This is a genomic window from Klebsiella electrica (assembly GCF_006711645.1).
Classification (GTDB): Bacteria; Pseudomonadota; Gammaproteobacteria; order Enterobacterales; family Enterobacteriaceae; genus Klebsiella; species Klebsiella electrica.
The window spans coordinates 2,569,640-2,584,653 of sequence record NZ_CP041247.1 but is presented as its reverse complement, the minus strand read 5'-3'; the positions used below and the strand labels follow the sequence as shown (position 1 = coordinate 2,584,653).

At 54.4% G+C, this 15,014-nt stretch carries 10 protein-coding genes; 4 read left to right on the top strand and 6 right to left on the bottom strand.

Annotated elements, in window-relative coordinates; all coding sequences use genetic code 11:
* Window positions 1-78 precede the first annotated feature (78 nt).
* Window positions 79-681 (bottom strand): DJ-1/PfpI family protein, encoded by a 603-nt coding sequence (locus Electrica_RS12365; RefSeq protein WP_141964593.1) that lies wholly within the window; start codon window positions 679-681, stop codon window positions 79-81.
* Window positions 682-1,241: 560 nt separating this feature from the next.
* On the opposite strand from Electrica_RS12365, the gene Electrica_RS12360 reads away from it, so the two are divergent.
* The 4 genes from Electrica_RS12360 (at window position 1,242) to Electrica_RS12345 (ending at window position 5,402) form a co-directional block, all read left to right on the top strand.
* On the top strand, window positions 1,242-2,267 hold the full coding sequence (locus Electrica_RS12360) for an amino acid ABC transporter substrate-binding protein (RefSeq protein WP_100683707.1): 1,026 nt from the start codon (window positions 1,242-1,244) through the stop codon (window positions 2,265-2,267).
* A gap of 70 nt (window positions 2,268-2,337) precedes the next feature.
* Window positions 2,338-3,516 carry an amino acid ABC transporter permease gene (locus tag Electrica_RS12355; RefSeq protein WP_131050357.1) on the top strand — a complete coding sequence of 393 codons (1,179 nt, stop codon included), beginning with the start codon at window positions 2,338-2,340 and terminating at the stop codon, window positions 3,514-3,516.
* A 15-nt stretch (window positions 3,517-3,531) separates the two neighbouring features.
* Window positions 3,532-4,632, top strand: a complete 1,101-nt coding sequence (locus Electrica_RS12350; RefSeq protein WP_131050358.1) for an amino acid ABC transporter permease — start codon at window positions 3,532-3,534, stop codon at window positions 4,630-4,632.
* 8 nt (window positions 4,633-4,640) lie between these two features.
* Window positions 4,641-5,402 (top strand): amino acid ABC transporter ATP-binding protein, encoded by a 762-nt coding sequence (locus tag Electrica_RS12345; RefSeq protein ID WP_131050359.1) that lies wholly within the window; start codon window positions 4,641-4,643, stop codon window positions 5,400-5,402.
* 51 nt (window positions 5,403-5,453) lie between these two features.
* Here Electrica_RS12345 and Electrica_RS12340 read toward each other — a convergent pair whose 3' ends face one another.
* The 5 genes from Electrica_RS12340 to Electrica_RS12320 are packed head-to-tail and all read right to left on the bottom strand — an operon-like array spanning window position 5,454 to window position 14,645.
* Window positions 5,454-6,335, bottom strand: a complete 882-nt coding sequence (locus tag Electrica_RS12340; protein ID WP_131050360.1) for a transglutaminase family protein — start codon at window positions 6,333-6,335, stop codon at window positions 5,454-5,456.
* A complete protein-coding gene (locus Electrica_RS12335) occupies window positions 6,332-8,878 on the bottom strand; it encodes a circularly permuted type 2 ATP-grasp protein (RefSeq protein ID WP_141964592.1) in 2,547 nt (848 codons plus the stop codon). The genes Electrica_RS12340 and Electrica_RS12335 overlap by 4 nt, the downstream gene beginning before the upstream one ends.
* Before the next feature lie 24 nt (window positions 8,879-8,902).
* Entirely contained in the window at window positions 8,903-12,247 is a 3,345-nt protein-coding gene (locus Electrica_RS12330; RefSeq protein WP_141964591.1) for a transglutaminase family protein, read from the bottom strand.
* Window positions 12,244-13,194: an alpha-E domain-containing protein gene (locus tag Electrica_RS12325; protein ID WP_202395528.1), complete on the bottom strand. Its 951-nt coding sequence runs from the start codon at window positions 13,192-13,194 to the stop codon at window positions 12,244-12,246. Before Electrica_RS12325 ends, Electrica_RS12330 begins: the two co-directional genes overlap by 4 nt.
* Entirely contained in the window at window positions 13,194-14,645 is a 1,452-nt protein-coding gene (locus Electrica_RS12320; RefSeq protein WP_100683834.1) for a circularly permuted type 2 ATP-grasp protein, read from the bottom strand. Before Electrica_RS12320 ends, Electrica_RS12325 begins: the two co-directional genes overlap by 1 nt.
* Window positions 14,646-15,014: the final 369 nt, after the last annotated feature.

Genomic DNA, 15,014 nt, shown 5'->3' with positions numbered 1-15,014 from the left:
GATACCTCTTGTGTAGCATTTCTATATACAATTATAGACTTCGTATATAGAAATGCTACACAAATCAACACAGCAAACTCAAACCCCTGGCGTATTCTCGGTCCAGTCAAACGCCAGCTGTTTTGCCGTACGCTCGGCCAGCGCCCGTTCGGAAAAGCGTTCGACTAAATGCAGGCACATATCAATACCCGCCGAGATCCCGGCGGAGGAGACAATCGGCCCCTCATCAACCCAACGCACGCCCTCTTTTACGGCTAGCTGCGGGAACATCGTTCGCAGATCGGCGATATTCTCCCAATGGGTGGTGGCCGCTTTGTCGGATAAAATGCCGGCCCTGGCGAGTAAAAACGCCCCTGTGCACACGGAGGCGGTGATCGCCGTGGTGAATGACTGCTGACGGATCCAGGCAATGACATGGTCCTTTTTCAGCTCTGCATCCACCACGCCGCCGGGAATAATCAGGCAGTCTATTGGTGGGGCGTTGGCTATCGTCACTTCAGGGGTAAGTTTGAGGCCAGCGCGTGCATATACGGTTTCCTGCGTTTCGCCTATCGTAAAAACATTAAACAGTGCCGGCTCTCCCCGATGCACCCTGGAGGCGCATGTAAAAACCTCATAAGGCCCGGCAAAATCGAGAACTTCAACATTATCGAAAATATAGATTCCCACTTGTACAGGCATAGATTAACTCCCTCGATAATACGAAAAAAAGCAAAATAGCCGATCAACATGACCCTGGCGTTTACGATATTCCCTGATTTCTCCTTTTTATTAATATACAGATATTGAGCTTTAATGGGATGGGTCGCGGATGAAACAGTTATCGTCATTGTGGTGGCGATAGTGACAGCAACTCGCGTGCGGTTTTTCCTTTTCATTTCTCCCGCCCGTTAGCGATACCTTCCCCCTTCTCGCCAATAGATATCTCTCAAGGCCGCGGCAGGCCCATCGTGAATATAACAATCCCGGCGGCGGCTCTGCACGCCCTGCTTTCTTTTTGTGAAACTCTTGCACCGTTTGCGACGGCGATGGCCGCAATTGTTCCATTTTGGTGCTCGATAATATCCATAGCTTTCTGGAGACGTCAGTAGAAGGCGAAATCTTTCTATGTGTTTCATCAAGATACAAAGATGGCATCAAAATTGCCTTTATCGATATGGCAGACCGACACAGTAACAAACGTACGGTTAAATGCGCACCACGACCACATAACAACACGATATCTCCATACAGGATGCTTTATGAAAAAAATAATGTTCTCCACCCTGGTCGCCGCGGCTTCTCTGTTCGCTGTCGCGCAGCAAGCGCATGCGGGTACTACGCTGGATGCAATTAAGAAAAAAGGCTTTGTTCAGTGCGGTATCAGCGATGGTTTACCGGGCTTCTCTTATGCCGATGCTAACGGCAAATTCACCGGTATTGATGTCGATATCTGTCGGGCTACGGCAGCGGCAGTGTTTGGCGATGCGAGCAAGGTCAAATATACCCCGCTGACGGCAAAAGAGCGCTTTACCGCTCTGCAATCCGGTGAAGTGGATATTCTGTCGCGTAATACAACCTGGACCTCTTCGCGCGATGGCGGGATGGGATTCTTGTTCGCCGGGGTTAACTACTACGACGGTATTGGCTTTCTGACCCATAAAAAAGCGGGCCTCAAAAGCGCTAAAGAGCTGGATGGCGCCACCGTATGTATCCAGGCAGGTACGGATACGGAACTGAACGTGGCCGATTACTTCAAAGCCAACAAAATGCAATACACGCCCGTAACCTTCGATCGCTCAGACGAGTCGGCGAAAGCCCTCGACAGCGGTCGTTGCGATACGCTGGCTTCCGACCAGTCTCAGCTGTATGCGCTGCGTATTAAGCTGGGCAAACCAGATGAATTTATTGTTCTGCCGGAAGTGATTTCGAAAGAGCCGCTGGGCCCGGTTGTTCGCCGTGGCGATGATGACTGGTTCACCATCGTTAAATGGTCGCTGTACGCCATGCTGAACGCAGAAGAGATGGGGATCACGTCGAAAAACGTTGAGCAGATGGCGGCAAAACCGTCTAACCCGGACATCGCTCACCTGCTGGGGGCGGAAGGTGACTTTGGCAAAGACCTGAAGCTCGACAACAAATGGGCGTTCAACATCATTAAACAGGTTGGTAACTATCAGGAAAGTTTTGACCGCAACGTCGGTAAAGATAGTGCTCTGAAAATCGCGCGTGGACAGAATGCGCTCTGGAACCAGGGCGGCATCCAGTACGCACCGCCGGTACGTTAATACTGCCTTCCAGACGGCTGCCGCCCCGCACGGGTGGTAGCCAATGCGCTATTTTTATTGAGGTTTCAACATGTCTCAACGCCCAACCGTAAAAAGGGATTTTTCATTCGGTAACCCTACGGTTCGCGCCTGGCTTTACCAGATGGCCGCCATCGTAGCCGTGCTTGCTATTGTGGGATATCTGATCCACAACACGGTGATCAACCTGGCCAATCGCGGTATTACCTCCGGTTTTGGTTTTCTTGAGCGAAGCGCCGGTTTCGGTATCGTCCAGCATCTGATTGATTATACGGAAGGCGATACCTATGCTCGCGTCTTCCTTGTGGGGTTAACCAACACCCTGCTGGTTTCCGCGCTGTGCATTGTATTCGCTTCGGTGCTCGGGTTCTTCATTGGCCTCGCGCGTCTGTCGGATAACTGGCTGCTGCGCAAGCTCTCGACCTTCTATATCGAAACGTTCCGTAATATTCCGCCACTGCTGCAAATTTTCTTCTGGTATTTCGCCGTGCTGCGTAATTTACCTGGCCCGCGAGAGGCATTAAGCGCATTCGATCTGGCATTTGTCAGCAACCGCGGTCTGTACATCCCCTGGCCGACCTACGCGCCAGGCAGCTGGCCGTTCGTTATCGCCCTGGCACTGGCGATCGCCGGCAGCATCGGTTTACGGCATTACAACCGTCAGCATCAGTTGAAAACTGGTCAGCTGCGGCGAACCTGGCCGCTGGCCGCCGCGATGATCGTCATCTTCCCGCTGATCGCTCATATGCTGTTTGGCGCCGCTACTCACTGGGATGTTCCACAGCTGCGCGGATTTAACTTCCGGGGCGGGTTCGTCATGATCCCGGAACTGGCTTCGTTGACCCTGGCGCTGTCGATCTACACCTCTTCGTTTATTGCCGAAGTGATTCGTTCCGGAATCCAGTCAGTGCCGCATGGACAGGGTGAAGCGGCCCGGTCGCTGGGGTTGCCGAATCCCGTGACCATGCGGCAGGTGATCATCCCCCAGGCGATGCGGGTCATCATTCCCCCGCTGACCAGTCAGTACCTCAATATTGTGAAAAACTCTTCACTGGCGGCGGCGATCGGTTACCCGGATATGGTCTCGCTGTTTGCCGGGACGGTACTGAATCAGACCGGTCAGGCTATCGAGACCATTGCCATCACCATGGCGGTGTACCTGCTTATCAGTCTGATGATTTCGCTGCTGATGAACCTCTACAACCGCAAAATTGCGCTGGTTGAGCGTTAAGAGAACGGAATGACTATGTTTGCTACCACACATGAAACACCGCCAGCCTCCACTAACCCGGTGCGTAAAGCCTGGGGCTGGGCACGTAAAAATCTGTTCTCCAGCTGGTTCAATACGCTGCTGACACTGTTGTGCCTGTGGGTTATCTGCAACGTTATACCACCGGCGCTAAACTGGCTGGTCTTTCAGGCTAACTGGCTGGGTACCACCCGTGCCGACTGTACCAAAGAAGGCGCCTGCTGGGTGTTTATCCATGCACGCTTTGGCCAGTTTATGTATGGGCTGTATCCGCATGAACTGCGCTGGCGTATTAACCTCGCGCTGGTAACCGGCCTGCTGTCGATTATCCCGATATTTATCAAGTCGATGCCGCGCCGGGGCCGTTATATCGCCTGTTGGGCCGTGGTCTATCCTCTCATCGTCTGGTGCCTGATGTACGGCGGTTTTCTCGGCCTCGATCGCGTTGAAACCCGCCAGTGGGGGGGCCTGACGCTGACGTTAATTATCGCCGCTGTCGGGATTGCTGGCGCGTTGCCGTTGGGGATTTTACTGGCGCTGGGGCGGCGCTCAACGATGCCGGTGGTTCGCACCTTGTCGGTGATCTTTATTGAGTTCTGGCGGGGCGTGCCGCTGATTACCGTGCTGTTTATGTCATCGGTGATGCTGCCGCTGTTTATGGCCGAAGGGAGCACTATCGATAAGCTGGTGCGCGCTCTGGTCGGGGTGATCCTGTTCCAGTCGGCCTATATTGCCGAAGTCGTACGTGGGGGGTTACAGGCGCTTCCCAAAGGGCAGTATGAAGCGGCGGAGTCGCTGGCGCTGGGCTACTGGAAAACGCAGGTTCTGGTCATTCTCCCCCAGGCGCTCAAGCTCACCATCCCGGGGCTGGTTAACACCATCATCGCGCTGTTTAAAGACACCAGCCTGGTTATCATCATTGGCCTGTTCGATCTGTTCAGTAGCGTACAGCAGGCAACGGTTGACCCTACCTGGCTGGGTATGTCGACTGAGGGATATGTTTTCGCCGCCCTCGTCTATTGGATTTTCTGTTTTAGCATGTCGCGCTACAGCCAGTATCTGGAAAAGCGCTTTCACACCGGGCGCAAATCGCACTGAGGTTTTACATGACACACACAATGACTAATTCTGCTGACGCAATGATGATTACGCTCGAAAATGTGAATAAATGGTACGGCCAGTTTCACGTCTTGAAAGACATTAACCTGCAGGTGAAACCGCGTGAACGCATTGTCCTCTGCGGGCCTTCAGGATCGGGTAAATCGACCACGATTCGTTGCATCAACCACCTGGAAGAGCACCAGCAGGGGCGGATCGTCGTTGATGGCATTCATCTGAACGATGATGTCCGCAACATAGAGCGCGTACGCACTGAAGTCGGCATGGTATTTCAACACTTTAATCTGTTCCCTCACCTCACCGTTTTGCAGAACTGTACCCTGGCGCCGACCTGGGTGCGTAAGATGCCGGCGAAGGAAGCGGAAGCGCTGGCAATGCATTATCTGCAACGTGTCCGCATCGCGGAACATGCGCATAAATTTCCCGGACAGCTGTCGGGTGGTCAGCAGCAGCGCGTGGCGATCGCCCGTTCCCTGTGCATGAAACCCAAAATCATGTTGTTCGATGAGCCCACCTCCGCGCTTGACCCGGAGATGGTCAAAGAAGTGCTCGATACCATGATTGGCCTGGCGGAAGATGGCATGACGATGCTGTGCGTCACTCATGAAATGGGCTTTGCACGCACGGTGGCGGATCGGGTGATCTTCATGGACCGCGGCGAGATTGTCGAACAGGCGCCGCCGCAGGAGTTCTTCTCCCATCCAAAATCAGAACGTACACGGACGTTTTTGTCGCAGGTTATACACTAAACATCCGGGGTTTCCCCCCTCGACTCTCGCTGAGGGGGGAAATAATAGCGCTCAGCCGCGCTGCACATCGACCGCAACTTCAAGGGCCAGCGTTACCCCGCCATCGAAAATAACCCCCTGCAACGGGGCAACATCGGCGTAATCCCTGCCCCACGCCGTGACAATATGTTGCCCCTGAGGCATGAGATCGTTGGTCGGGTCAAACTCCAGCCAGCCTGCGTCGGGGATAAAAATGGCAAACCACGCATGCGACGCATCGGTCCCGACTAATTTTTCCTGCCCCTCGGGCGGTAGCGTTTCGATATAGCCGCTGATATAGCGCGCGGGTAAGCCGACGGAACGCAGGCAGGCGATCGCCAGATGGGCAAAATCCTGACAGACCCCCCGCTTTTCCTGTAAGACCTGCTCTGGCGGGGTGCTGACGCTGGTCGCAATCGGATCGAAAGTAAACTCCTCAAAAATGCGATGGGTCAATGCCGCCGCCGCCTGAATGACCGGGGCATCATCATGGAAAATATCCGCCGCGTAGCAGGCCAGCCGCTCAGAACGGCGAATTAAACTGGAGTCGAGCAAATACTCCTTCGCCATCCGCAGCTCCGGCGTCACGGACTCATGCAATTGCTGCCGATACTCTCCGCAGGTCAGAGAGTGGCTATGCAGCAGATCCGCGCGGTTGATTTCGTCAATATCAAGCTCACTTTCCATCTCAATGGTCAGAGTGTCGTGCGGGACCTGGATCGAGAAATAAAACGTCAGATTGCCAAAATAATCATACCCTTCGTTCTGATAAACCGGCATCGGCGTTACGGTTATCCGCCGCTGTACGCAGTGCTGACTGGCGGTATTGCGCGGCAACAGGTGCGTCATGTTGTAGCATAACGTCACCGGAGAGTTGTACTGGTACTTTGTAAGATGTCGTACCCGGTATTTCATAAGTCGGTCTTCCACTGGGTGTTAATCAGTTGCTGCGGTCCATTGGCGTGGTCGAAATATTTGTCGCTCAGCAAGGTAGTGAATTGCTCCAGCTGACTGATTATCTGCGTCATTAACGTATCCAGTTGTTCACGCAGTCCGGTGGGTTCATCGACCTGCGCCAGTCGATCGAGATCGGCAAGTTGTATATCCGTGAGTGATTTCATCACCGGGCGCATATCCGATGTCAGGCTGGAGGTCTGTCCCTCCTGGCGCGGCAAATCGAGGAGATATTTACGCAACCGATCGACCTGATAAATCAACGAACGCGGGTTCGTCCCATCCAGCATCAATAAATCCAGACCGGAAATGATATTCATCTGCCCCCGGTAACGTCGTCGAAAAGAAATTAACGCCTCGACGCTCATCAGTACCGATTCTAAAATTTGCTGTTGCTGTAAACCCGGAACGGCGCGGGTCAAAGTATGTTTCAGCAGAATGGCGGTCAGACGCGCTCGTTCGGCACGGCGACCAATCTCCTGGAACCGCCAGTCCATGCCCCGCAGCATGCTTTCATGATTCAGTCCGGACAAGGCCAGTAAAGAGGTGACCAGATTATCCAGCGACTCTTCCGGCAATTCCGGCAGCCCGTCTTGATATGCGACCTCCACCGTCCGAATATAATCACGTAATTCATTGATGATAATGCGCGTATCGGCCGACAGCATCTCTTTCACCTGCTCACCGCAGGCCAGCATGTTGAGAATATTAAATTTTATCGATCCCGTGCGTTGGCCATCGCACACCAGGGAAGAAAGCTCATGATTCTGATCGCCGACAGCGCCGCTTTCTGGCAACGTCCCGGTAAGCGCAGATAATGCCCCCAGCAGAATCTCGCGGCTTTCCGGCATAAAATGCTCAACGCCGTTAAGCTGCTTGAAAAGAATACGTATCAGACGCAGGCTCATCTCCGCGCGTTCCGCATAGCGGCCAAACCAGAACAGGTTTTCTATCACCCGGCTGGGCAAATTTCCCTCATCGCGCGGAATCGAGTCCGTCAGAGGGGGTTGCGCGGTATCGAGATTTTCCCCAAGTATCCACGTATCTTTACTCCACGCCCCGGATAAGTCGCTGACGATACATTCATCGGCCGACTCTGCCACCCGCGACAACGTTCCGGGCATGACGCAGTACCCTTCAGGCGCGGCAACGGTGAACGCGCGGAAAATCGTCGGACGATACTCAATTTGCTGATTCGCCCACACCGGGACGCGTGAGCCCGGAATATAGGCCTGCGCCACGTAGCTGTGCGGGCTGGCGGTGATTTGCTGAATAATCAGCTTGCGGCCCGCGTCATCCAGACTATGACCATAGATACTTTTGCTATCAAAACTACGATAAGACGGTTTGATGATCAGTTGCTCAAGGTGGTGGATCACGAAGTCGCGGTCCTCCACTCGGCCGCACCACCAGGTTTTAACCGTGGGGATCAACAGCGGTTCGCCCAGCAAAAACTGACTAATTTCCGCGAGAAATGCCAGCAACGCCGGTGCTTCAAGGACCCCTGAGCCCAGAGGGTTAGCCAGCACGACGTTACCGTTGCGCACCACTTCAAGCAGCCCCGGCACCCCCAGGCGCGAGTCGGAACGGAGTTCGGTCTGATCGCAGTAGGCATCATCCATCCGGCGCACAATCACATCGACTTCCGACAGCCCATTCAGGGATTTCAACCATACTCTGCCGTTACGCACGGTCAGGTCGCCCCCCTGCACCAGCTGAAAGCCGAGATAGTTTGCCAGATAAGCGTGCTCAAAATAGGTACTGCTGTAGGCGCCGGGAGTCAGGACGACGATCCGTGGGGTATCGGTTTTGTGGCTGGCGAGGCTGGCCAGCGTATGCCGTAGCGCATGAAAGAAACCGGAAAGCCGCCGGACATGGCTGTTACGAAACAACGATGGCAGGACGCGGGAAACGGCGATTCGGTTTTCCAGAACATAACCGGTACCACTCGGGGCCTGGGTACGATCGCCAATCGCCACAAACTGTCCATTCCCGCCGCGAACCAAATCGACCGCGTGGAAGATAAGATTATGGGCCCCAGGCAAACGGATACCGTGGCATTGACGCAGAAAACCGGGGTGAGAGAAGATGATTTCCGAGGGGATAACCCCTTCTTTCAACAGCCGCTGTTCGCCATAGAGATCTTTAAGCATCAGGTCGAATAGCCGCGAACGCTGCGCCAGCCCGCGTTCCACGCTTGACCACTCCTCCTCCGCCAACAGATTGGGGATGATATCCAGCGACCAGACGTTTGGCGAAAGCGGATCGCCATTCAGGTTATAGGTGGCGCCATCGTCGCGCAAAATGCGCTGGGCCTGGCGCAGCCGGTTTTCCATCCCTTCCACACCCATCTCACTGACGCTGTTCATCACCTCTGTCCAGTGCGGGCGGAGGGTGTTCGTCAGATCGCAGGCCTCGTTATAAATGGCTGTCGAAGCGCTATCGACAGCGAAAGAAGCCGGCTCACAGGCCGGCGTGATTGATTCAGAAAAAGATGCGGTCATGTATTCTGATTACCCGGCTCAAAACTAAATCCTAGTATACTTCCTGCGAAGGTCCAAAGTATGAGGGTATTCGTCGCCAGGTTCCTCAGCAGGCGGAGCCATCGGGCGGGGAACCTGCTCATGCTCATAGAATGTTCTGAGCGCGCTGAATGCCGGCGGGGGAACCAATGCGCCCTGGGTAAAACCATGATCCCAGAAGCGATTGACACGCCTGGCTTCGGCTTCATTGCTGTTGACCGGTCGCGTCTCATAGTTTCGTCCGCCAGGGTGGCTGACACGATAGGTGCAGCCACCGATGGAAAGACCATTCCAGGTATCAATCAAATCAAACACCAGCGGGGTATTCACCCCCAGCGTCGGATGCAGCGCCGACGGCGGCGCCCACGCCCGATAACGTACCGCCCCCACCATCTCCCCTTGTCTTCCGGTCGCCCGCAGCGGCACGCGGCGGCCGTTACACGCCAGCACGTAGCGCCCTTCGGTTAAACCAGACAGGCGTACCTGTATACGTTCGACCGAGGAGTCAACATAGCGCGAGGTCCCGGACAGCGTCACCTCCTCGCCCAGAACATGCCACGGCTCGATGGCCCAGCGCAGCTCCAGCTCAATATCATCAATTTGCTGACGACCATAGTGCGGGAAACGGAACTCTTCAAACGGCAACAGCCACGCCAGTTTGAAGGGATAACCATGACGCTGCAGGTCATCCACCACCTCTTTCACATCCTGCCAGACGAAATGCGGCAACATAAATTTATCGTGCAGCTGCGTCCCCCAGCGGACCAGCGGCTGGTGATACGGTTCTTTCCAGAAACGCGCCACCAGGCAGCGGAGCAGCAGCAGTTGCACCAGCGACATGCGAGCGTGAGGGGGCATTTCGAAGCCGCGGAACTCCAGCAGCCCCAGGCGGCCGCTACTGCTGCCTGCCGCATAGAGTTTGTCGATGCAAAATTCTGAACGGTGGGTATTGCCGGTGACATCCACCAGCAGGTTGCGCATCAGCCTGTCCACCAGCCATGGCGTATCAACCAGCCCTTCCGGCATATTCTGGAAGGCGATTTCCATTTCATAGAGGGCTTCGTCTCGCCCTTCATCCGGACGCGGAGCCTGACTGGTTGGGCCAATAAACATGCCGGAGAATAAATAGGAAAGACCGGGATGATGTTGCCAGTAGGTCACCAGACTACGCAGGAGATCGGGACGTCGCAGTACCGGACTGTCGGCTGGCGTACTCCCGCCCAGGGTGACATGGTTCCCCCCTCCGGTACCGGTGTGCCGGCCATCAAGCATAAACTTCTCGGCACCCAGCCTTGCCTGGTGCGCCTGCTCGTAGAGTGTTTCAATATTATGCACCAGCTCATCCCAGTGGCTGGCCGGGTGAATATTGACCTCGATAACGCCCGGGTCGGGGGTCAACAACAGCTTCTGCAAGCGAGGATCTTTTGGCGGTTCATAACCTTCAATCACCACCGGCAGCTGCAGTTCACTGGCAGCCTCTTCGATGGCATGCACCAGGGCCACGTAATTCTCGAGATGGGTGACCGGCGGCAGGAACAGATGCAGCTTGCCCTCGCGCGGTTCGAGACACAGCGCGGTACGGACCACGTTTTTAGTACCGTTGGCGAGTGTTTTTTGTTGCTGCAAGGTCTGTCGGGCACGGACAGGGGCCGCCTCTCCTCCCATCGCAAAGACCGGCAGGGGTTCACGAGGTTCAAAAGGATCCCGTTCGACGACGATCTCATCGTCGGCTAATGGCGGCAGCGAATTGAGCGGCAGACGATAACCCATCGCGCTATCACCGGGGATCAGCGTAATCAGCCCGGCACGCATTGGCCAGGGGCTACTTTGCCAGCATGTACCATCGAATTCGACAGGCAGGATATAGCCCGTGGCGTTTTCCATACCGCGGCTAAGTAAGCTCGCCAGTCTCCGCCGTTCGAGGTCATGATTCAGATTCGCGCTCCTCGGATCGGCCCCCTCCGGCAGAGAACGCTCCAGCCACAGATAGTAGAGCGAATCTTCATAAGCGGGTTGCAAATAGCGGGTGGCAACGCCTAACTGCTGGCATAGCGCCTGACCAAACCGTTCCGCGTCGCTAAGGGTATGACCATAATCCCGATCGACGCGGGCTAAGAGCGCCTGATCGTGCCACAACGCCTCGCCATCGGTGCGCCAGAAGCACCCGAGCGCCCAACGCGGAACCTCTTCGCCCGGATACCACTTGCCCTGGCCATAATGCAGCAATCCGCCGCGACTAAACTGCGTTTTTAAGCGCAGTAACAGATCTTTCGCGAGGCGTAATTTATCTTTACCCAGCGCATCGGTATTCCACTGCGCGGAATCCATATCGTCAATGGAGATAAACGTCGGTTCGCCCCCCATCGTCAGACGCACATCGTTAGATTGCAGCTCGGCGTCAACGGCGCGCCCCAGCGCGTTGATGTTCAGCCACTCATCTTCGCTATAAGGCCGTGTGACCCGCGGATCTTCATGAATGCGGGTGACGATATTGGAATAGCTGAACTCGCATTCGCACGGGTCGGTTGCGCCGGTAATCGGCGCCGCAGACTGCGGGTCGGCGGTGCAGGCTAAAGGAATATGCCCTTCGCCGGCGAACAGGCCGCTGGTCGGGTCGAGCCCTACCCACCCGGCGCCGGGCAAATAGACCTCGCACCAGGCGTGCAGATCGGTGAAATCCTGTTCCGGGCCAGACGGACCGTCCAGCGCTTTCACATCGGCGGTTAACTGCACCAGATAGCCGGAGGCAAAGCGCGCGGCCAGCCCCAGATTACGCAGTATCTGTACCAGCAACCACGAGGTATCCCGGCAGGAGCCTTTTTTCAACGTCAGCGTCTCCTGACAACTCTGCACGCCGGGTTCAAGGCGAATACCGTAGTCAATTTCGTTGGCCAGCCGACTATTGAGCTGCACAAGGAAGGTCACAATAGGCACCATTTCCTCGCAATCAACGCTTGCCAGCCACGCCTCCAGTTCAGGACACTGCTCGGTGACCTTGAGATAAGGCGCAAGTTCTTCTTGCATCAAGGAATCATAGGCAAAGGGGAAATTCTCGGCATACTCTTCGATAAAGAAGTCAAACGGGTTGATCACGGTCATATCCGCGATCACCTCCACCGCAAACTCCAGGCGCTTCACTTTTTCAGGAAACACCAGCCGCGCCTGATAGTTACCGAACGGGTCCTGCTGCCAGTTAATAAAATGGTCCTCTGGCGTCACTTTCAGGGAGTAGCCATGGATATGGGTACGTGAATGAGGCGCAGGCCGCAGACGCAAAATATGTGGCGCCACGTTGATCAAACGGTCGAAGTCATAGGTCGTTTTATGTTGAATCGCTACCCGGATGGTCATACGGCATCTCCTTGCAGGAAATGAAACCAGTTATCGGTAATCAGGTGATGAAGCGCAATCAGGCTGAGCTGGATTTCATTAAGATAGAGGCTGAACTCGCGGTTCAGATCGTGGGAGTGATCCACGCCCCGGGTCGCAAGCAGCAAACTGTCGATGTGCTCCGAAACGGCTGACGCCCGCGGCAGTTCAGCGGCAGCCAGTTTGATCTGCTCCAGGCAAAAGCGCTGCGAACGGGGAAAATGCCTGTCCGTCAGGAGCAGCGTGACCACCAGCGAGCCTTTAATCGAGCAGCGCATCACCCGGCGAAAACTGAGATAGGCACTTTGCGATTTCAGTACCTTCGACCACACGACCTGGCCTAACTTAATGCTCTCTTCCTCACGCGCCTGCATCATCAGGGAGTTCGCGGCGTCAAGAATGCGCGTATTCATATCGGCGCGCTCAAGATAGCGTCCCATGTTCAGAAAATACCAGCCGGCATCACGACTCATCGAACCGGTCAGTAAACCAATAATTTTCTGACATCCTTCAATGATGGTATTCAGGTAGGTATGCCGTTCAGAGCGGTTGATACCAAGGCGGATATTCTGCCGGGCGTAGAGATCCAGCTCATTGATCAGTTCCCACATCTCTCCCGGCACAACATCGCGGCTGGTACGAATATTTTCCCGGACCATTTTTAAAGACGACAGCAGAGAATCGGGATTGCTCTCGTCGGCCAGCAGAAACTTCAGCACATTGCGTTCGTCTTTAACTTTGTAGCGTTGGCCAAACAACGCGACGCCGCTGTTAATTTCAATCAGGTTATACCAGGATACAGCGATGTCTCGCGGCAGATCGTAAAGCAGATCGTCATACACGCTGACTAACCGCGCGATATTTTCCACTCGCTCCAGATAACGCGCGCTCCAGTACAGGCGCGCGGCAACTCTTGATAGCATATTCATTATCTTTTGCTCTCCACGATCCAGGTATCCTTACTCCCACCGCCCTGCGATGAGTTAACCACTAACGAACCTTTTTTCATCGCCACCCGCGTCAAACCGCCGGTCGTCACGTAAGTCTCTTTGCTTTGCAAAATAAACGGGCGTAAATCAAGATGGCGTGGCTCGAGATAATCTTTGGCGATCAGCGCCGGGGCGGTGGAAAGCTTCAGCGTCGGCTGAGCGATATAATTACGTGGATTCGCCTGAATCAGTTCGGCAAACAGCTGCTGATCTTTTTTGGTCGAATGCGGCCCCACCAGCATGCCGTAACCGCCGGACTCGTTGGCCGGTTTAACCACCAGCTTATCCAGATTCTGCAGCACGTATTCGCGATCGTCGTCATTCTGACAGAGGTAGGTTTCGACATTAGGGAGAATAGGCTCTTCGTCCAGATAGTAGCGAATCAGAGCCGGCACATACGCATAGACGACTTTATCATCCGCAACCCCTGCTCCCGGCGCATTGGCCAGCGCGACGTTTCCGGCTTTCCATGCCCGCATCAGGCCGGGAACCCCGAGAACAGAATCAGGGTGAAAGGCTTCCGGGTCGAGGAACAAATCGTCAATACGTCGGTAAATCACATCCACCCGTTCCGGGCCGTAGATCGTTTTGGTGTAGACGCAGTCGTCGTCGCCGACAAACAGATCGGCACCCTCGACCAGTTCCACCCCCATTTGCTGGGCCAGGAAAGCGTGCTCGAAGTAGGCCGAGTTATAAATACCCGGGGTCAGCACCACAATTTCCGGGCGTTCAACCTGGCGGGGCGACAGGGCTGTCAGGGTTTCCAGCAGTTGCGCAGGATAGGCATCAACCGGCTTAATATCGTCGCTTTCAAACAGTTCAGGCAGAACGCGCTTGGTAATGGCGCGGTTTTCCAGCATATACGAGACGCCGGATGGTACCCGCAGGTTATCTTCCAGGACGTAGAACTGCCCTGTTTCATCACGCACTAAATCGGTGCCGCAAATATGCGCCCATACGCCATAAGGCGGTGACATGCCAACGCACTCAGGACGGAAATTTTTAGATTCCTTAATAATATATTCAGGAATAATTCCATCTTTGATGCAGTTTTGTTCATTATACAGGTCATCAATAAAGCGGTTCAGGGCGGTAAGACGTTGCTTCAGTCCGGTTTCCGCGATCGCCCAGTCTTTCGCATCAATGATGCGGGGAATAATATCGAATGGCCAGATCCTGTCGATATTTCCTTTATCGGTATAGACCGTAAAACTAATCCCCATCTCCTGAATTGTCGCCTCTGCCGTCAGACGACGTTTCTCCAGTTCATCCGGAGGAAGAGAATCAAGACATTGAATCAGACGTTGCGCGGAAAGGCGTGGATTGCCCTCATGGTCGATCAGCTCATCGAAAAAGATGTCGGCTTCGTAATTTTTTATGAGTTTATGCATCAGCATTGTATCCTTGTGAAATCGCCGATCGTGACAGTATATGCTGCACCTGCGCAGAACTCAGTCCGGGCCCCTTTTATCTCCTCAAAAGGGTCGTGACGTTGTTAGCAACGGCAATACAAAATAATTATCCGCGTAACAATGCGGTTAACAGGGCTATGTGTGAATCAGGTATCCTGTTTAAAAATAACGGTGAATATGAATACTGAGATCCGTTTCAAACCCCATAATGACAACGTTGATTGTCTACTCCTCGCCGGCAATAACATCGGTACTGCTTATGGTCGCCACAAAGAAAGATTAAAATTCCCCCACGCTTTTTATCCTCTGTTACAAAGATAAGCACAAAGCATGCCATTAATTAATTAC